The following is a 17,723-nucleotide window of genomic DNA, read 5'->3' as shown; positions in this document are numbered from 1 at the left end:
CATCGCGTTCTTGATGCTCTGGCTCCGCCACGCGGAATTGTCAGACACGGCCTAGGGAGCCGGTCGCGGGCAGCGTTGCCGAGTCGGCCCGGCCCGCCGGGCGGCGGGCCGGGCCGCAGCGGCGCCGTCGATGCCGGTGAGACAGATAATGCACGTTCTGTGTCACCTCGTCGCTGGGTGGCCACCATGATTATCCCGGGCATGGTGTGACGGGCCACCGTCGACCGCATCCTGCCGCCGGCCTGAGGGGACGCCCACCCCTGTCCGTACTCAACTCCATTGAGCCGCGAGCCAGGCTCTGACCTGCGGTGGTTCAGATCGGATGAGCAAGACGCCGGTGTTTTCCCGGCCGATCTGAGCGGCGGGGAAGCTGCCGCGGTCACGCCCCGGCACCTCGACGCACAGAGATGATCAGGTGGGAACAGCCAGGCAACTGTAGGGAATCCTCGCCGTCAGCCGGTTCAGTTCATGAGCGCGCTCACCCCGTTGAGCGTCATGGCCAGGCCCAGGACAACGACGACGGCTGCGGAGAGCACCGGTAGCCGTGCGATGAGCGAACCGGTGCCCGGGCGCTGGAATCTCCTGAGCGCCGTCCGGCCGCTCACCAGGATCAGGCCCAGACCGATGAGGACCGCGGCCAGTCCGACGCTGAAGGCGATGACCATGGTCAGGCCCAGTGCGGTGCGGTTGAGGCCGATGGCCGCCAGCAGGACGCTCAGGGCTTCGGGGCAGGGAATGATCCCGCCTGCCGCACCCATGGCGGCGATGCCGCGGAAGGCAGACGGGGTGGTGGGTGGCGCGTGCTGGTGCCGGACCGTCGGGCGAAGCAGCGTCGCCAGGGGCGAGCGGGCGCCGTGGGCACCGTGGGTGCCGTGTTCGCCGTGCGGGTGCCCGTCCTCGGGATGGTGATGACCTGAATGATGGGGGTGGCCGGGCGCGTCATGGTGATGCCCATGATGGTGGTCCTCGTGGCCGCGGTGGCGGTGCCGGCGGACGAGGAGCCGGGCACCGAGCAGCAGGATGATGACCCCGGCCGTCATCTCCAGCGCCGGAAGCAGGACCGCCGGGACGATGAACCGTTCCGCGGTCAGGACCGCGCCGCCGAGCAGGATGACGGCGCAGGTGTGGGTGACGGTGATGACGGCTCCCAGGACGACCGCCTGTTTGGGGGTGCTGCGGGAACCGACCAGGTAGGCGGCGAGCAGGGCCTTGCCGTGGCCGGGGGTCAGGGCGTGAAAGGCGCCGAGCAGGACGCACACGGCGATCAGGAGCGCGAGAGCCCCGGGTGATCTCAAAGGGGTGCGCAGCGCATCGAGCATCGTCGTCCAGCCCGCCGCCGCATCGGTGCTCCCGGCCGCGGGAACGGGCGAGGCGACGCCGGTCCGGGCGAGCGTGAGGGTGGTCGTCCGCCCGTGATCGGCGCGGGTGACGGCCTCCAGGGGTGCGGGGTCGGCGTCGGCGACCAGGGCGTTCGTCTGGACGGTCGTGCGGCCGGGCGCATACCGGTCGGTGAAGACGATACTGCGGGCGCCGGGAGGCAGCGGCGCGGCCAACCCGATGGTCACGGTGCCGCCCGCCGCGGCGAGAAGCCGATAGGCGGGGTAGGTGCGTTCGGCGAGGGCGAGCGGGACGGCCCGGCCGTCCACGCGCAACCCGAGCGTCGAGCCTACCAGGGCGGCGTGCGCGGCGGCCTCGCCCGCAGTGATCGTCCGATCGCCGTCGGCGTCGATGGACCGGGCGAAGGCGGGCGCCACCAGCGCCCCCGGGGTGAGGTCGAGCTGGACGGCCAGCCGGGATCCGGTGGGGGTGAGGTAGACCTGCTGGACGATCTCGTCACCGGGGTGGGCGAGGCGGGTTTGCTGGACGGCCGCGCCGGCAGGACGGGCTTCGGCCGGTGCCGCGAGCACGCCTGTTCCGGCGGCCGTCAGCACCGCCGCCGCCACCCACCGCGCCAGGCGTGCCCGGCCGGTCGTCATGAGCCCAGCTCGGCGCCGTAGTCGTTACCGGGTTCGCGGTAGATCGAATGGATGTGGGTGATGCCGCCCGCGTTGGCGCCCCCGCCCTGCTGGTGGGCGAACTCGATGGTGAAGGTCGGCCCCTGGATCCGGTAGTAGATCGGGTTGCCGATCTCGGTCGCCCCGTACCAGGCGAACGTGGTGGCGTCGAGGTTGTCTTGGGCCGCCTTCAGCTTGGCGGTGGCCTGCTCGGCGTTGAGCGGCGTGATCCACTCGCTCACCAGGTCGAGCAGCAGGGTCTTCTGCTCGGCGGTGAAGGTGGAGGCCTTGACGCCTTCGGCCGCCAGGGTCTTGCCGTCCTTGCCGGCGCCGAGCACGATCTCGGTCACGGGGGTGGTCAGGACGGCGGCCTTGCGCTGGGTCTCGTCCAGCGCGCCGATGAGCTTGAACGCCTTGACCGTCTCGCCGCACAGCGGTTCGACCTCGGTGCTCGCCTCGGTGTATCCGGCTGGCTGGGCGCCCCAGAAGGTCGGCGCGAGGGTCATCGTGTTTCCGGCCATCGTGGCGTTCACCGCCAGGTGGTGGCCGCCGTATTGGAGGGTCCACGTCTCGCTCGCCGACGGCGTGCCCAGGATCCGGATCCAGTAGTGATCGGCCCCGAAGTCGAGGTTCATGCCTCCCTGATCGGCCAGCACGCCGTCTGCGGTGGTGATCTGGGTGACCTGCCGGTAGCCCTGCTCGCTCAGCGCGGCCTGGAGGATCTTCGCGACGGCCGTCTGCTGGTCGGAGTTCAGCTTGTCCATCCGCAGCCCCGCGCGTTTGAACAACTGATCGGGCAGGTTCGACCACTGCGACAGGTTGGCCTGGCTGCGCTCTGCTGCCACGGCGGTCTTCTGCTCGGCGTCCAGTGTGCCCAGGAACGCCTGGGTCGCGGCCAGCACCGCTGCCGCCGCCCGGTCGGTTCCGGCCGCGCCGGACGGTGTCGCGGCGGCGGTCGATCCGGCCGGGCAGTCCGGACTGGACAGGAAACCCGGGGTCGGCATGGCCTCCCCGCCGCCCGGTCCCCCGGGGCCGGTTCCGTCTCCGGGTCCGGGCCCGGTCGGGGATCCGGTCGCGGCCGGGGAGCCGGTCGTTCCGGTCTCCGAGCCCTCCGGAGAGCAGCCCGTCGCGAGCACGAGCACGGCCGCGAGCACCAGGTGGCGCGGCCCGGTGGACCGCATCCAGGAGGCAGAGAGATGACGCACAGGCGAATCCGTTCTTCGAGAGCATGGCACGCGGCCCACGCCCACGAGGACGCCGGCCGCCGTCGACACCGGCCGGCCCCGCAGGCGCATGAAAACACCGTGGACGACCTATCGGCTGAGGAGTCGTGCTGTCCTGAGCCGGAGATACGCGATGCAGGCCTGCAACGGACGCTAGGCCGTCCAGGAGCTCTGTTCCAGGAGCACTCACCCGAGAAGACGAAAACCTGACCAAAGGCTGTTTTCCACCGCCGAAAAGCGATCGCCCGGACGGGCTCGTCTTCCCGTTCGCGCTGGGGCCTGTTCGGGGTTCAGACCATGAGATCGCGGATTCGCCTGCACGGTGCGGGCTGGCCCGGGTAGGCCATGGCATGGCGTGCGGCGGTCTCACCGACGATGTATGGGCCTGGCCGAAGGCCACCCGCCCCTGGGAGAGCGCCCGGGTGGACCGTGTGCCGCAGCGCGGTGAGGGCCGTACCCGGGTGACGCCGGAACCGGGTACGGCCCCCACCGCTGCGCGATCAGCTGCTCTTCTCCTGCCTCTTGTCCGCGTTCCTGCCGTCCGTGACCGGCGGCCGTCGGCTGTGGCGCAGGGAGAGCCAGGTATCGGGCCGGGTCCGCCGCTCCAGCGTGGTGATCGGATGGTGGTCTCCTCATCCGTCACCCTGCCGGGCGGCCTGCTCACCGGCCTTCACCAGCAAGACGATTGGCGACCGGGCCGATACGACATCCCGCAAAGATCTAATCCGTTCATAGGTTTCCGGACTCTTGCCGGTCTGGGGCGTCGAAGGTGGGGTCGATGAGGAATCGCAGCCCGCCGTACTCGAGGAGGGCGGTCGGGCCGCCGAAGACGCGGACGGGGATCTGCTCGCCGGTCGTGCCGGTGGTAGCCATTATAGAAACACCTCACGGATGAGAACCTGTTTATCCGTGATGCACGGTAGTCGTTTCTCACGGATGATGACAACTCGTACCATGAGGACTATGCAGGAGACCGTGACCGCCACGCCCGTGGTGCCGCCCGCGCCCGGGGCCGAGCAGTATCTCGCCCTGGACTTTGCCAACAGCGCCCTCGCCCTGCCCGGCGACCGGTTCCTCGATCTCCTGGGCAGCCCGGCGGCCGCCACCCAGTGGCTGATCGAGCGCGATCTGGCCCCCGCCGGCCTCGACGCCGGGCTGCGGGAGGCGTGCGCGGCCCAATTGCGCGCCCTGCGCGAGCACATCCGCGCACTGCTGGCCTGCCACCTCGACGGTCATCCCGCCCCGGCCGGTGCGCTCAGCGCCGTCAACGACGCCCTGACCCGTGCCCCCGCGGCCTTGCTGCTGGGCTGGGAGTCGGGGCGCGGCCTGTATCGCGCGGCCGCCCATCCCACCACCCAGATCGTCGAGCACGCCCTGGCGGCGCTGGCGGCCAGCGCCGCTGACCTGCTCACCGGGCCCGACCGCGAGCGCCTGACCGCCTGCGGCTCGCCGCCGTGCACCCGCTACCTGCTGCGGCACGGCCGCCGCCACTGGTGCTCGGTGCGCTGCGGCGATCGGGCCCGCGCCGCCCGCGCCTACGCCCGCCGCAGCCAGGTGCTCCCGTAACGCCGTTTGGCTTGTCTCCTGCCGGGGATCTGCCAGGAGGATCACGCCGGCCCGCCGCGGCAAGAGGGGGTTTTCGCGCCGGTCGTCTGATCCCTTCGGGTCGGTCTGGGCGCTTGCGCTGCCGGGCGGGCCGGTGGATCGGGCCCCGGCGGGCGGGCGGCGATACGCGGTACGGCTTGCCACTGCCGGATGCGGCGGGGGTGCTCCTCATGTCGTTGCCGACTCAGGCCGGGAATACCCCGTAGGGGTATGTGGTTGGAGTGGGGTGACTACGGCCACCACCTGGCCGCAACATGCCCCGCTTGGCCCGGTGATCTGGTGGGCCGCCTGAGATGAGGAGACGGCATGACGACCACGCATCAGCGCGGCGCACTGATCCCGCTGCTGGTCATCGCGACCGCGCAGCTGATGCTGGTGCTGGACGACTCGATCGTGAACATCGCGTTGCCGAGCATCCAGCGGGAACTGCAGGTCTCCCCGGCGTACCTGCCGTGGATCGTCAACGCCTACATCCTGGCGTTCGGGGCGCTGCTGCTGCTCGGCGGGCGGATCGGTGATTTGTGGGGGCGCCGCCGCACGCTGCAGGCCGGTATCGCGCTGTTCGTGATCGCCTCCCTGGCCGGCGGGCTGGGAGGCAGCGCCGCCATGCTCATCGCCGCCCGCGCCGTGCAGGGCCTGGGCGCGGCGCTGGTGGCGCCCAACGCCCTGGCGCTGATCACCACGACCTTCACCGACCGCAAGGTGCGCGATACCGCGCTGTCGCTGTACGGCGCGATGTCCGCGCTGGGCATCGTGGCCGGCCTGCTGCTGGGCGGCGTGCTCACCGACGCCCTGGACTGGCGGTGGGTGTTCTTCATCAACATCCCGATCGGGCTGCTGGTGCTGGCCGGCAGCCGCACCCTGACCGCCGCCGACCGCCACCCGGGCCGCTTGGGCGCGGTGGGGGCGGTGCTGGGCACCGCGGGCATGGTCGCGCTGGTGTATGCGATCACCCGCTTCGGTGAGGACGGCTTCACCGACTCGATCGCGCTGGGCCTGCTGGCCGCGGCCGCCGTGCTGCTGGCCGTGTTCGTGCGCGTGCAGGCCCGCAGCCGCAGCCCGCTGGTGCCCTTGAGCCTGTTCGGTGACCGCAACCGCTCCGGCGCCTACCTGACCATGCTGCTGCTGGCCATCGGCCCGATGGGCACCTTCTACATCGTCACCCTCTACCTGCAGCAGGTGCAGCACTTCAGCCCGATGCAGGCCGGGGCCGCGTGGCTGCCGTTCGCCGCCGGCCTGGTCCTGGGCGCCGGGAGCGCGCCCAAGCTCCTGCTGCGCCTGGCGCCCCGCGTGGTGGCCGCCTCCGGTGCGCTGCTGAGCGCGCTGGCCGCCCTCTGGTTCTCCACCATCACCCTCGGCACCGGCTACTGGCCGCACCTGGCCCCGGCCATGTTCGTCCTGGCGCTCGGCTTCGGTCTGGGCGTGCTCGCCCTGACCCAGGCCGCGGTCTACCACGTCGATGCGGACAAGGCGGGCATCGCCTCGGCCCTGCTCAACTCCGCCCAGCAGATCGGCGTGGCCCTCGGCCTGGCCGTTCTGGCCGGGATCGCCGCCACCGTCACCGCGCGCCCGCGCACCCTGGCCCTGGGCAGCGGCCAGGCCCTGGTCACCGGATACGGCACCGCCCTGGCCGCGGCCGCCGGACTCCTGCTCGCCGCCGCCGTCGTCGCCCTGCTCACCCTCAGCGCCCGCCCGCCGGCCGCACACGACGCCTCCGGCCGCGCGGACACCAGCCCTACGCCGAAGTGATCAGCTGACCGGACATTCTCCGGCCAGCTGCCCGGCGGCCACTGACAACAACCGGGCGCACGGCAATGTCAACAACTGGGCGCGCAACAACACCCGCCCCGCATTGTTGCGCGCGGATTTGATGTCAGTGGATACGCGGGATTGTTGTCAGTCCTCACGCGGACTTGATGTCAGAAAGATCGGGCCACGCCGGAGCCGCCCGGCTGGCAGCAGCACGAGCCCGTGCACGCGCCCTCCGTTCCGAGTGTGGTGATTTCGCTTACCCGGCGGCCGGTCCGGTCGATGGTCAGACCACGGGCGCAGACGGTGCTCGACGTACGACACCAATACGGCATCGCAGGGAACCGGACATGAGGAAGATCAACGACTTGAAGGTCGGCGCGCGCCTGGGCGGCGCCTTCGCCGTGGTGGGCGTCCTGCTGTGCGGCGCCGTCGGGGTGGGAGCCGCCGGCATCTCCTCGGCACGGGACGCGACCGCACGGATGGACACCAGCGCGGCGGTGCGCGGCGCGGCGCTGACCGCCAAGTTCCGCACCGCCGACTTCGCCGGCTGGCAGACCGGTTACGCCTTCGACGCCCTGCGCGGCGTACCGGGCGCCGCCGACGACGCCGTGGGCCAGCGCAAGAACTTCGTGGCCTCCACCGCCGCCTTCCGCGGCGACCTGGACAAGCTGAAGAGCCTGGAGCTGACCGCCACCCAGCGCGAGCACCTTCGTACGGCCGAGGCGGCGTTCGAGGACTTCCTGGACGTCGACGAGCGGATCGTCGCCGCCTACCGCGACGGCACGCCCGCCCAGACCCGGCAGGCCAACGACCTGGTGTCCGGTGAGGCGCTGGAGCACTTCGAGCAGGCCGCCACCGCCGTGGACAAGCTGGCCGCCGAATCCGTCGCCAATCTCACCGCCGCGGCCGCCGACGCGCGCGCCACCAGCGACGGCTCCCTCCGCATGATGCTGGGTGCGGGCGCCCTGTGCCTGCTGCTGGCCGCAGGACTGGCCGTGGCCGTGACCCGGACCATCACCCGGCCGCTGGCCGCGACCGTGCAGACCCTGCGCACCATCGCGGCGAAAGACCTGACCGTCTCCGTCGACACCGGCCGCCGTGACGAGCTCGGGGACATGGCCCGTGCCCTGGCTCAGACCGTGGGCGTGCTGCGGGACGCCTTCGGCGTGATCGCCCGCCACAGCGCGACGCTGACCGGTGCCTCCCGAGAGCTGACCGCCGTCTCCACGCGGATGGACACCGCCGCCACCGGCACCGCGGCCCGCTCCGACCAGGTCGCCGCCACCGCCGAGCAGGTCTCGGCCAACGTGCAGACCATCGCCGCGGCCAGCGAGGAGATGAGCACAACCATCGCCGAGATCGCCGGCAGCGTCTCGCAGGCGGCCCGGGTGGCCGACACCGGCGTGCGGACGGTACGGGACGCCGGTGAGACCGTCGCGAAGCTGGGCGCCTCCAGCGCGGAGATCGGCTCGGTCATCAAGACCATCACGAGCATCGCCGAGCAGACCAACCTGCTCGCCCTGAACGCGACCATCGAGGCGGCCCGCGCTGGCGAGCAGGGCAAGGGCTTCGCGGTCGTCGCGGGCGAGGTCAAGGACCTGGCGCAGGAGACGGCCAAGGCCACCGAGGACATCGCCCGCCGGATCGAGGCCATCCAGGCCGACACCGATGCCGCGATCGCGGCCATCGGGGGGATCAGCGCGGTCATCACGACCGTCAGCGAGCACTCCACCACCATCGCCGCCGCGGTGGAGGAGCAGAGCGCCACGTCCGGGGAGATGAGCCGCAACATCTCCCAGGCCGCGGTCGGCGCCGACGACATCGCCGCCGGCATCACCGCGGTCGCCAGCGCCGCGCAGACCACCACCGCCGGGGTGGCCGAGGCCCGCCGGACCGCCGGTCAGCTCGATGAGGTCGCCGCCGAACTGCACGGCATCGTGGACCAGTTCACCGTCTGAGATCCCCGGCTGACCTGGACCGGTAACGATCCCGGCGTATGTACGGGATAACGAGCAGTTATCCCGTACATACGCCACCCCCACTCGCTACCGAGCAGGCGATCTGTACCCGGGCGCGCTGTGCGACTTGGGCACGTTATCCGGTATGTCACCGCTGGGCAGCCCAGGGCGGGCCTGCTGGCTTGGCCGGGGTCGTGCCGTACGGCGGTGCCGATTTCACTGACAGCAATCCCGCGCATCCACTGACATCAAGTCCGCGCGCAACAAAAAGGGCACGAGCCGTCGGCGGGTCCGGCGGTCAAGGCCGTCGACCGAGCCCTGGCGAGGGAGCGGCCTTGACCGGCGGCCCGCGACGGCTACGCTCCGCCCGGCCGGAGCGCCAGGGGCCGGGCAGGGCGCGGCTGCGCGGTACGGGCGGGAGGCGATCAGCCGGGCTGAGCGCATATCTTGCTACCCCCGATCCGGGGGAGCGGTTTCCCGGGACGAAGCGCGCCGGGCCGGTGACCGCGGCGGGGAAAACCCCGGCGCCGAGCGCGGGGCCGGCGGCGGCCCCGGGGCCGAAAACCCCTGGCTCACCCCTGCGGAGTTACGTCCGATGTGTCTGCCAACGTGTTCCCCGGAACGGCGGTCCGCCGGACACGACAACGCCCCGCCGCGCGGCTCGTACCGGGGCGGGGCGCAGGCGTCGACCGCTCGGGTCAACTGCCGGCGGACCGGGGCGCCTTCGGCCGCGTCGTGGTGGTGACCCGGCGGACCCGCTCGGCATGGCGGTCGCAGGCGCGGGCGACCTCGTCCCGCTCATCCGGGGTGAGGTCGCCCATGACCTCGGTGTGGATGTCCGGCCGGCGTGCCAGGCCGCGGTGCAGGGCGTAGGTGACGACGTTGGCGAGCTCGTCCTCGCTCATCCGGGCAGGGTCGGGGGTCGTGGTCTACCGACCGGCCGGTGCGGTGGCGGGCCGGTCCTGGCCGTCGTCGGCCGGGGCGGGCAGGGGGTCGTCCTCCAGCGCCCGGTACAGCGTCGACCGGCCGACGCCGAGAGCACGCGCGATGGCGGTGACGGACTCGCCGCGCTTCCGGCGGGCGCGGGCGATGGCGAGCTTGTCGTCGTCGATCGCCGACGGCCGGCCACCCCTGCGCCCTTGGGCGGCCGCGGCGGCCAGGCCGTCGCGGGTGCGCTCGCGGATCAGGTCGCGCTCCATCTCCGCGGCCATCGCGGCGACGAGGAAGAGCATCTTGTCGGCGACGCTCTGCCCGCCAGGCCGGTGCAGGCCCGCGCACACCCCACTCAAGATGTGCAGGTTGATGCCGCGCGGGGCCAGCTCGTCCTCCAGGAGCACGAGCAGCTCCTTCACGGAGCGGGCGATGCGGTCGGGCTTGTAGACGACCAGGGTGTCGCCGGGCTGCATGCGGGCGATCGTCGCGTGCAGCTTCGGCCGGTGGGTGCGGGTGCTGGCGGTCTCCTCGACGACCTCGCGGCAGTGCGCCGCCGCCAGCGCGTCCATCTGGAGCTGGTGGTCCTGGGAGCGGGTGGAGACGCGGGCGTAGCCGATCCGGATCGCGTTGGCCGGCGCGGGCTCGGCCGGGGCCGTGGCGGGGGCGGACCGTCCCATAATTCAATCTCGAAGGGCGATGTTCCGGGATGGGTTTCGGGACGGTCGGCGGGAATCGCTCCTGCGGAAACGCGACCGGCCGACCCCTCGCCGGAGACCGTCCCGGAAACGACCATTAGACGAACGCCTATTGATCAGCGATGGGTCGCGATGAGGCGTCGCAGACAGGCGTGGGCAGGTGGGCCCCACGTGGCCTTGCCACCCGGGCGGCCGCGGACGCCGACGTCTCCGATGAGGATGCCGCTGAGGGCGCGGCCTGCCGCCCATCCGCGGGCGCGGCGCAGGGTCGCGGCGTCCAAGGCCAGCTGGTAGGCATCATGGAAGCGGTCGACGACGCTGTCCGGCAGCAGAATCCACGCGGCGGCGAGGTCACAGGCCGGATCGCCCGCACACAGGTCACCGAAGTCGATCACGCCGCAAAGGGTGCCGTCCGCGGTCAGGACGTTGGCCGGATGCAGGTCGCCGTGGAGCCACAGCGCCGGGCCGGCCCACTCGGGCGCGGCGGCGGCGTCGTCCCAGACCGCGCGGACGGCGTCCGGGTCGGGGATGAGCCCCCGCTCGGTGGCGGCGGCGAGCTGGCGGGCGAACCCCTCGGAGCAGTCGGCCAGCGGTCCTCCGCGGCCGAAGCGGCCGGCGGGCGCCTCGGCGGGGGCGGGCCGGTGCAGCGCCGTCAGGAAGGCGGCCAGGGTGTCGGCGGCCTCCGCCGCGCGCGTGACGGGGCGCGGTCGGTCGGCTCGCCCGGCACCCAGGTGGTGACGATCCAGGGCCGCGGGAACAGAGCGGAGGGCTCGCCGAGGCGCTGCGGGACGGGAACCGGCAGCGGCAGGCGCGGGGCGAGGGCGGGCAGCCAGGCGTGCTCCTTGCCCAGCAGCGCGTCCGCGTCCCGCGTCGCCCAGGGCAGCCGGACGGCGAGGTCGTCACCGAGCCGCCACAGCTGGTTGTCCCAGCCGCGCGCGCCGAGCCGCACCGGGTGATCGGCCAGGTCGGGGTGCTGGTCGCGCAGCAGCTCCCGTACCAGCTCCGCGGTGATCTCGATCTCGGTATGCGTCATGCGGAGCAACGGTAGCCCGGTGGCAGCCGGCCCGTTCCGGCGGCTGGATGGGCCCGCCAGGTTCCTATTCCGTCTGTCCTGTCGTTCGGCCGTGGTGCCTGTGACGTGTCGCCCGGGTGCCGGCCCTGCCGGGCCCGCCGCACCATCTGGAGGAATGTTCTGATCCGGCGCGGTCGCCGTCGCGCCTCCGCCTCCGGCACCGCCTGTTCCACTTCCTTGGAAGTGGAACAGCTTGCCGACCCCTCCCGCCGGACCCCCGAAACCGGCCGGAATCCGTTCCAGAAGCCGTTCCACAAATACTGTTCCACAAGGACCGTACGGAGACGGTTTCCAGTACGATCTCGGCATGCCTCCGGCCTTCGATCACCCCGCGCGCGGTCTCGAGCTCGGCTACGCCCGCGTCTCGACCACCAAACAGAGTCTGGAACGCCAGCTCGACGCCCTGGCCGCCGCCGGCATCCCGGCCGAGCGCATCTACACCGATCGCAAGACCGGCACCAGCATCGAGCGCGAGGGCCTGGCCGCGCTGCTGGCCTACGCCCGCGCGGGCGACACGATCGTGGTGCACACCCTGGACCGGCTGGGCCGCAACCTGCGCGAGGTCCTCAACCTGGTGCACGACCTGTCGACACGCGGCATCGGCGTGCGCTCCCTGGCCGACCCGCTGCCGATCAACACCACCGACGCGGGCATGGGCCGCATCGCCTTCCTGCTGCTGGCCCTGTTCGCCGAGATGGAACGCACCTACACCGCCGAGCGCGCCGCCCACGCCCGCGCCGTCGCCGAAGCGAGCGGCCGCCGCATCGGCCGGCCCGTCGCCCACCCCGCCGACAAGATCGAGTACGCTCGGCTCCTCAAGGCCCGGGGCGAGTCCCTCGGTGCGATCGCCGCCAAGACCGGCATCCCCAAGACCTCCCTGCACCGCTACCTCACCTCGCAGCCCACCGGAGACAGAGCATGAACGCCGCCGCCCTCCACCGCGCGCACAACGGACACGCCGGCTGATGGATCGGCCGGTGTGGTTGCTCGACGTCGACGGCGTGATCAACGCCTCCCGGCCCGGTTGGGGCGGCCCCCCGCGCAGCGGCACCGCCTACTCCGGCAGCGATGCCTACCGCATGCGCTGGGCGCCGACGCTGCTCGACCGCATCCGCGCCCTGCACCGGGCAGGCGGCGTCGAGATCCGCTGGTGCAGCACCTGGTGCGCCGACGCCGACCAGCTGGAGCGACTGCTGGCCCTGCCCCGCCTGGCCCGCGCCTGGTCCGGTCACCTGTCCGCCGGCGCCGCCGCGGCGGCCAAACTCGCCGCCGCCCGCGACGTCCTGGCGCGGGGGCGGCGACTGATCTGGACCGACGACGTCGAGGTGCCCGCGAGCGGGCCGGTCCATGACGAGCTGACCAAGGGCGGCCGGGCCCTGCTGATCGCGCCGTCACCCAGCAGAGGCCTGCAGCCCGAGCACATGGACGCCATCGAAGCCTTCATCTCCGCCCCGGCGGCCGACGGCCCCGGCTCCGGCGCGAACGCCACCCCCGCGGACGAGGCCCTGCTCATCGCACGGCGCCTCCTCGGAGGCGCTCCCCCGCCGTCACTGTGAACGACGCGCTGCGGACCGGAATCGGGTCTGGGAGCCGTCCCGAAAACGACCGTTTCCGGGACACCGGCCGGGGAGGGCGTTCGGTGGTGCGCCCGCCGTGGCGCTGTGGCGTCGCGGCCGGTGGCGCCGCTTAGAGCGCATCGGCCGGACGGGGGCGATCGTGCAGGCCATGCCGGTTCCGGACGATGCGGTGCGCGGCCCGACTCGCCTGCAGGCGAGACCCGGGCCACGGGGGCCGGCCGACGGTGGCGCCCCGTATCGCGGGCACGACCGCCTCGTGCGCCCGCGCGTAGGGGTGGGCCGAGAAGGCCGGAAACTAAGGCGCCCGCCGCGCAGCAGGGCCTCGATGCCGACTTCCAGGTCGCTCTTGGTCACAGCGTCTCGATCGTCATCCCGGCCAGTTCGTCGGCCAGCGCCAGGATCGCGGTGGTCTCGGTGCGCATCTGCTCCACCAGGGCGGTGTAGCGCTCGACACCGCGCCGCTAGACAGGGTCGAGGTCTTCGGCCGCCCACCGGCGTCCCTGCTCGGCGAACAGCTCGTTGTCGGCGGCGGTCTGGGTGAAGACCCGCTTGGCGTCGGCGACGGTGGCATCATCGAGGGCGTAGGGCCGCTGGAGGCCGTCGGTCAGGGTGGCGCGGTGCTCGCGGGCGAAGATCACGCCCTGCTCCATGTGCGCGGTCAAGGTGGCCAGCATGCTGATCGGCTGCCAGGTGGGCTCCTGCCGGGATGATGTCATCGGTGTGCCCTTTCGCGGGGATTGATCAGGGATCGGGCCAGCGTAGGAGACGGGACCGCGGCCTGTCCGGCGTCCACCCGCATCGGAACGGCCGGTGGCGGTAAGGCGGGGCCCCGGCGGCCCGTTACCGTCACCGGTCGTTCGGTTCCCGCTCAAGCGCGAAGGCCCGGGATCGGCCACGGGACCACGGTCCGCCCGCGGTCCCGCATCCACCCGGGTCAGCGCCCCGACCGGGGAACATAACGTGGACTATGTTCCCGCGGGCGGGCGTTTCCCCAGGCCAAAAGGCCGTACCGCAGGCCTCTGGCGGCCGTCTCGCGCATGCGCGTGAAGGGCTCCGGAAACTCCGGCAATCCCCGGCCGGTCGGTCCCGACAACGTGCCGCCCGCCAAGACGCGCTGAGGCTCTCGTGGATCCATCAGTCCAGGTCAGGCAAATCCGTTGGAAATTTCCCCGGGACTACAGCGAGGCCGGTACGGGATGGCTACGGACGTAGAGGAAATCCGCCGGCGACCGGAGCGACCGGCCTGGAAGAGCAGGAGCGGGGACGGCAACGCCCCCGCCGTAGCGGTTACCCCGCGGGAAGGAAGGGCACTATCCGATCTCCGCCCAGGGCGGCGTTCCGTCGAGAACGGCAAGCCTCCATTCGGCCTTGCCCTGGGCCCGGACCTCAACGCGCTGTGCTCCACCCTCATGGATGATGATCCCGTAGGTCTGGGTGCCGTCGCATCGTGCCGCGTTCTCCTTGCCGCCGGGGACGGCCTTGATGGAGACCCTTCCCCCTCCGGAGCACACGAAGTAGATCGTGTACACCCCGCTGACCGGCGTGAAGGCCGGCACGTCCGTCGATCCGCCGCCCCTCATCTCAGGTACGATCACCGACCGGTCAGACGGCAGCTCAAGGGTGAGGCCGTCCTCACCGGGAACCGGCGCGGGCGGCGCGGTGACGGACCGGGAAGCTGACGGCGACGCGGATTTCCCGGCAGATGCGGAGCCCTCGCGCTCGGAACACCCGGTGAGCATCAAAACGGCGATGGACGATGTGATCACTACAGCGGTCGTCTTAAGAGCGTGACTCATTTGGCGGTCGCTCGTTGGACGTGGCATGGATGCGTTCCTTCAGCGACTGGTCCCCGATGAGTTGTGGGAGCTGTTCCAGCGCGTGGTCCCGCCGGCGCCCACCCGGCCGCAGGGCGGCGGACGCCGGCGCGCAGACGATCGGATGATCCTGGCGGCGATCGTGTACGTGGCCACGACCGGGTGCGCCTGGCGGCAACTGCCGCCGGTCTTCGGCGCCTCCTGGCAGACCGTCAATCGCCGTTTCGCCGAGTGGAGTGCTGCCCGGGTATGGGCCAAGCTGTACCGGATCATCTTGGACGAACTCGGTGCCCGGGGCGAGCTGGACTGGTCGCGGTGCGCGATCGACGCGGTCAGCCTGCGCGCGGTCAAAGGGGGGAGCTGACGGGTCCGAATCCTGTCGATCGCGGCAAGAGCGGGTCGAAAATCCATCTCATCACCGAGCGGACCGGTCTGCCGATCTCTGTCGCGATCAGCGCCGCCAACACCCATGACAGCCTGGCCGCCGAACCGCTGGTCCGGAGCATCCCGCCGATCCGCTCGCGCCGAGGACCGCGACGCCGCAAGCCCGCCATGCTGCACGGTGACAAGGGATACGACTACCCCCACCTGCGGGCCTTTCTCCGCGGCCGGGGCATCATCCCGCGCATCGCCCGCCGCGGCATCGAATCCAGCCGACGGCTCGGCCGGCACCGCTGGGTCGTGGAACGAACCGTCTCCTGGCTGGTCGGTTACCGCCGCCTCCATCGGCGTTATGAGCGTCGAGCCGATCACTTCGCGTCCTTCGTCGCCATCGCCGCGGCCCTCATTTGCTACCGCCGACTCACCAAATGAGTCACCCTCTAAGCAGCTTGTCCACGTCTCTCCTCGCTCGAGTGCGCAGGTTCCTGCCGGACGGCCGAGACCGTCCGGCAGGAACACGGGTCCGATGCCCGAGGCCGAGGCGGCGTCACCACCTCAGGAGTAGTAGATCTTCCAGCCCGTCTTGTAGGGCGCCTTGGCCGTTGCGGTGGTGCTGCTGCCCAGTGACCCGCAACTGGAGGAGCGCCACCCCTGCTGCTGGACGTAGATGCCGTGATCGCCGTTGATCGTGGAGCGGGCCTTGACCGTGCCGCTCGTTTTGACACCGTAACTCGTCGACATGCTCTTCTCGATGCCGGCGTTGACCTCGGCCGAGATCTTGGCGAACACCCCTGCGGAAATCTCACCGCTGACCTTGGCTCCGACCGAGTAGGTCTCGGTTCCCGTCTTCGTCGCGGTGAAGGAGAACTTCTGCTTCTGGCTCGTGTTGTTCTCCACGAAGGTGGCGAACTTCTTACGGAACACTCTCTTGCTGACCAGGGGCGGCTTGACCGAGATGGAGCACTTGGCGGCGAGGGCGGCGCCGAACCAGCCGCACCACCGCCTGCGCTGCCCAGCCATCCTGCCTACCAGCAGATTCTGGCTATCTTCGCCGATGCCGACCGGCCTCTGCGCGCCCGCGACCTGTGCCAGGCCCTGGACCTGCCCATCGTGGCCAAGCACACCGAGAACATCCGTTCCAAGCTCAAGCGCCTGGTCGGCCGCGGCGTCCTCATCGAGACCGAGCCGGGCTTGTTCGTTCGGCCGCGCCCGTAGTCCGGTGACGAGCCTCCGACCAGCTCGCCTTGCCCAATCCCAGTGGCGAAGGGGACATCAACTCGCGAACCGCCCTCTCAGGGTGGCGTTCACCACCATGGTGATCGCCTGCCGGGGGTTCTTGCGGGTTACATAGGTGGCCTGGGCGTGCAGGAGTTCCGCCTCGTTCTGGCCGTGCCCGCCGGTGATGGCCATCCCCGCATCTGGCCCGAAATTTGCTATATTTAGTAAATGGTGAATTTGTCGGCGACGCTGTCGCTGCATGGTTGCGCTCTTCGTTACGCCGACAGCGGCGGTGACGGTGTGCCACTGGTGTTCTCGCACGGCGCTGGGACCGATCATGTGATGTTTGACGCTCAGCGCGAGTATTTGCATGCCCGGGGATATCGGGTCGTCGTGTGGGACATGCGCAGCCACGGGTTATCTCGCCCAGCCGGTGCCGGCTTCACCGCCGAACGGGCGATCGCAGACCTGCGCGCGCTGATCGAGCACCTCGCGCTTGATCGGCCGGTGCTGGTGGGACAGTCGCTCGGCGGCAACCTCAGTCAGGCGATCGTGCGGCGGTATCCGGACCTGGCCCGGGCGCTGATCGTGATCGGCGCGGCGTGGAACACGGCGCCGTTGTCGTGGAAGGAGTATCTGCTGGTGAAGATGGCCGCGCCGAGCCTGGCGATGATCCCGGCCAAGAACCTTCCCCGCCTGATGGCGGAGGCCTCCGCGGTGAGCAAGGCCGCGCGGGCAGATGCCCAGCGTGCCTTCTCGCAGTTGTCGAAGAAGGAGTTCCTCCAGGTGTGGCGGGCAACCGTCGAGTTCCTCACCCCCGCTCCCGGCTTTCGCACGCCGGTGCCGCTGTGTCTGATCCGTGGCGAGCACGACCGGACCGGCAACATCGCCTCGGCCATGCCCCGATGGGCTCAGGCTGAAGGCGTCGAGGAGGTCGTCATCCCCGGTGCCGGCCACATCGCGAACCAGGATGCCCCTCAGACGGTGAATAAGGCGATCGAGGTGTTCCTGCGTACGGTGTCGGCATCGAGGCGGGCACAGTGATGAGCGTGGCCAGGCGCCGCGCGTTCATCACGTCGGTAGGTGACCTGCTGGCCTCGTGGAATCTGCCGCACGCGACCGGCCGCGTCTATGGGCTGCTCTTGGTCACCGAGGAGCCCGCCTCTCTCGACGCGATCGCCGCCGAACTGGAACTGAGCAAGGGGGCGGTGAGCACCTCGGTACGGCAGCTGGACTCCTGGGGGCTTGCCCGAGTGATCCCGCAGCCCGGCAGCCGCAGACTTCTCATCGAAGCCACCGCCGGGATCGAGACGCTGTTGGAGGCCAGCCATGCGCGGGCCAGAACCCTGATCGCCGCCCTGCGCGACGGCGAAGACCTGGTCAATCCTGGCCCGGCACAAGATCGGCTCCACGACGTGATCGGGCTGTTCGCCAGCTATGTCGACGTCGGAGAGCAGATGCTCAGCAGATGCCGTCACACTCGATGAGGTCTTCCAACTCC

General features: G+C 71.1%; 17 protein-coding genes and 1 pseudogene. 8 read left to right on the top strand and 10 right to left on the bottom strand.

Features of this window, described 5'->3' with window-relative positions; all coding sequences use genetic code 11:
- Positions 1-461: 461 nt before the first annotated feature.
- From ABD823_RS24580 to ABD823_RS24570, 3 genes are all read right to left on the bottom strand, one after another.
- A complete protein-coding gene (locus tag ABD823_RS24580; protein ID WP_344863479.1) occupies positions 462-1,976 on the bottom strand; it encodes a HoxN/HupN/NixA family nickel/cobalt transporter in 1,515 nt (504 codons plus the stop codon).
- A complete protein-coding gene (locus ABD823_RS24575) occupies positions 1,973-3,199 on the bottom strand; it encodes a DUF3500 domain-containing protein (protein WP_344863477.1) in 1,227 nt (408 codons plus the stop codon). Before ABD823_RS24575 ends, ABD823_RS24580 begins: the two co-directional genes overlap by 4 nt.
- A 747-nt stretch (positions 3,200-3,946) precedes the next feature.
- Complete coding sequence (locus ABD823_RS24570; RefSeq protein WP_344863475.1) at positions 3,947-4,090, bottom strand: hypothetical protein; 144 nt, start codon at positions 4,088-4,090, stop codon at positions 3,947-3,949.
- Positions 4,091-4,180: 90 nt separating this feature from the next.
- Between ABD823_RS24570 and ABD823_RS24565 the strand changes: the two genes are divergently transcribed.
- From ABD823_RS24565 to ABD823_RS24555, 3 genes are all read left to right on the top strand, one after another.
- A complete protein-coding gene (locus tag ABD823_RS24565; RefSeq protein WP_344863473.1) occupies positions 4,181-4,783 on the top strand; it encodes a CGNR zinc finger domain-containing protein in 603 nt (200 codons plus the stop codon).
- A gap of 345 nt (positions 4,784-5,128) precedes the next feature.
- A complete protein-coding gene (locus tag ABD823_RS24560) occupies positions 5,129-6,571 on the top strand; it encodes an MFS transporter (RefSeq protein WP_344863471.1) in 1,443 nt (480 codons plus the stop codon).
- A gap of 350 nt (positions 6,572-6,921) precedes the next feature.
- Positions 6,922-8,532 carry a methyl-accepting chemotaxis protein gene (locus ABD823_RS24555; RefSeq protein ID WP_344863469.1) on the top strand — a complete coding sequence of 537 codons (1,611 nt, stop codon included), beginning with the start codon at positions 6,922-6,924 and terminating at the stop codon, positions 8,530-8,532.
- A 698-nt stretch (positions 8,533-9,230) separates the two neighbouring features.
- On the opposite strand, the gene ABD823_RS24550 is transcribed toward ABD823_RS24555, so the two are convergent.
- The 3 genes and pseudogenes from ABD823_RS24550 to ABD823_RS24540 form a co-directional block, all read right to left on the bottom strand.
- Positions 9,231-9,437: a hypothetical protein gene (locus ABD823_RS24550; protein WP_344863468.1), complete on the bottom strand. Its 207-nt coding sequence runs from the start codon at positions 9,435-9,437 to the stop codon at positions 9,231-9,233.
- A 24-nt stretch (positions 9,438-9,461) separates the two neighbouring features.
- On the bottom strand, positions 9,462-10,142 hold the full coding sequence (locus tag ABD823_RS24545) for a recombinase family protein (RefSeq protein WP_344863467.1): 681 nt from the start codon (positions 10,140-10,142) through the stop codon (positions 9,462-9,464).
- 134 nt (positions 10,143-10,276) lie between these two features.
- Positions 10,277-11,193: pseudogene (locus ABD823_RS24540) on the bottom strand (aminoglycoside phosphotransferase family protein).
- A gap of 346 nt (positions 11,194-11,539) precedes the next feature.
- On the opposite strand from ABD823_RS24540, the gene ABD823_RS24535 reads away from it, so the two are divergent.
- Positions 11,540-12,154 carry a recombinase family protein gene (locus ABD823_RS24535; protein ID WP_344863465.1) on the top strand — a complete coding sequence of 205 codons (615 nt, stop codon included), beginning with the start codon at positions 11,540-11,542 and terminating at the stop codon, positions 12,152-12,154.
- A 55-nt stretch (positions 12,155-12,209) separates the two neighbouring features.
- The gene (locus ABD823_RS24530) at positions 12,210-12,788 is read left to right on the top strand and encodes an HAD domain-containing protein (RefSeq protein WP_344863463.1); all 579 of its coding nucleotides are present in this window, start codon (positions 12,210-12,212) and stop codon (positions 12,786-12,788) included.
- Positions 12,789-13,270: 482 nt separating this feature from the next.
- Here the strand turns inward: ABD823_RS24530 and ABD823_RS24525 are convergent, their stop codons facing one another.
- Positions 13,271-13,525 (bottom strand): hypothetical protein, encoded by a 255-nt coding sequence (locus tag ABD823_RS24525; protein WP_344863461.1) that lies wholly within the window; start codon positions 13,523-13,525, stop codon positions 13,271-13,273.
- Positions 13,526-14,119: 594 nt separating this feature from the next.
- Positions 14,120-14,605 (bottom strand): hypothetical protein, encoded by a 486-nt coding sequence (locus tag ABD823_RS24520; protein ID WP_344863459.1) that lies wholly within the window; start codon positions 14,603-14,605, stop codon positions 14,120-14,122.
- 25 nt (positions 14,606-14,630) lie between these two features.
- Between ABD823_RS24520 and ABD823_RS24515 the strand changes: the two genes are divergently transcribed.
- Positions 14,631-15,436, top strand: a protein-coding gene (locus ABD823_RS24515; RefSeq protein ID WP_344863457.1) for an IS5 family transposase whose coding sequence is annotated in 2 segments (ribosomal slippage) — positions 14,631-14,982 and positions 14,982-15,436 — 807 coding nt in all. Because the reading frame shifts where the segments join, the coding sequence is not laid out codon by codon here.
- A gap of 123 nt (positions 15,437-15,559) precedes the next feature.
- Here ABD823_RS24515 and ABD823_RS24510 read toward each other — a convergent pair.
- Positions 15,560-16,126, bottom strand: a complete 567-nt coding sequence (locus ABD823_RS24510) for a hypothetical protein (protein ID WP_344863455.1) — start codon at positions 16,124-16,126, stop codon at positions 15,560-15,562.
- A 150-nt stretch (positions 16,127-16,276) separates the two neighbouring features.
- A complete protein-coding gene (locus ABD823_RS24505) occupies positions 16,277-16,483 on the bottom strand; it encodes a hypothetical protein (RefSeq protein WP_344863453.1) in 207 nt (68 codons plus the stop codon).
- Between ABD823_RS24505 and ABD823_RS24500 the strand changes: the two genes are divergently transcribed.
- Positions 16,451-17,266 carry an alpha/beta fold hydrolase gene (locus ABD823_RS24500; RefSeq protein WP_344863451.1) on the top strand — a complete coding sequence of 272 codons (816 nt, stop codon included), beginning with the start codon at positions 16,451-16,453 and terminating at the stop codon, positions 17,264-17,266. The two genes, ABD823_RS24505 and ABD823_RS24500, sit on opposite strands and share 33 nt — an antisense overlap.
- The gene (locus ABD823_RS24495; RefSeq protein ID WP_344863449.1) at positions 17,266-17,709 is read left to right on the top strand and encodes a GbsR/MarR family transcriptional regulator; all 444 of its coding nucleotides are present in this window, start codon (positions 17,266-17,268) and stop codon (positions 17,707-17,709) included. The genes ABD823_RS24500 and ABD823_RS24495 overlap by 1 nt, the downstream gene beginning before the upstream one ends.
- Positions 17,710-17,723: the final 14 nt, after the last annotated feature.

The sequence above is a fragment of the Planomonospora alba genome (assembly GCF_039534085.1).
In the GTDB taxonomy this organism is placed as follows: Bacteria; Actinomycetota; Actinomycetes; order Streptosporangiales; family Streptosporangiaceae; genus Planomonospora_B; species Planomonospora_B alba.
Note: the sequence above shows the minus strand (reverse complement) of the source record. Positions and strands in the feature narration are given on the sequence as shown.

Coding starts and splice junctions, on each gene's coding strand:
- ABD823_RS24580 (WP_344863479.1), bottom strand. CDS start 1,976: ATGACGACCGGCCGGGCACGCCTGGCGCGGTGGGTGGCGGCGGCGGTG.
- ABD823_RS24570 (WP_344863475.1), bottom strand. CDS start 4,090: ATGGCTACCACCGGCACGACCGGCGAGCAGATCCCCGTCCGCGTCTTC.
- ABD823_RS24565 (WP_344863473.1), top strand. CDS start 4,181: ATGCAGGAGACCGTGACCGCCACGCCCGTGGTGCCGCCCGCGCCCGGG.
- ABD823_RS24560 (WP_344863471.1), top strand. CDS start 5,129: ATGACGACCACGCATCAGCGCGGCGCACTGATCCCGCTGCTGGTCATC.
- ABD823_RS24555 (WP_344863469.1), top strand. CDS start 6,922: ATGAGGAAGATCAACGACTTGAAGGTCGGCGCGCGCCTGGGCGGCGCC.
- ABD823_RS24550 (WP_344863468.1), bottom strand. CDS start 9,437: ATGAGCGAGGACGAGCTCGCCAACGTCGTCACCTACGCCCTGCACCGC.
- ABD823_RS24545 (WP_344863467.1), bottom strand. CDS start 10,142: ATGGGACGGTCCGCCCCCGCCACGGCCCCGGCCGAGCCCGCGCCGGCC.
- ABD823_RS24535 (WP_344863465.1), top strand. CDS start 11,540: ATGCCTCCGGCCTTCGATCACCCCGCGCGCGGTCTCGAGCTCGGCTAC.
- ABD823_RS24525 (WP_344863461.1), bottom strand. CDS start 13,525: ATGACATCATCCCGGCAGGAGCCCACCTGGCAGCCGATCAGCATGCTG.
- ABD823_RS24520 (WP_344863459.1), bottom strand. CDS start 14,605: ATGAGTCACGCTCTTAAGACGACCGCTGTAGTGATCACATCGTCCATC.
- ABD823_RS24500 (WP_344863451.1), top strand. CDS start 16,451: ATGGTGAATTTGTCGGCGACGCTGTCGCTGCATGGTTGCGCTCTTCGT.
- ABD823_RS24505 (WP_344863453.1), bottom strand. CDS start 16,483: ATGCAGCGACAGCGTCGCCGACAAATTCACCATTTACTAAATATAGCA.
- ABD823_RS24495 (WP_344863449.1), top strand. CDS start 17,266: ATGAGCGTGGCCAGGCGCCGCGCGTTCATCACGTCGGTAGGTGACCTG.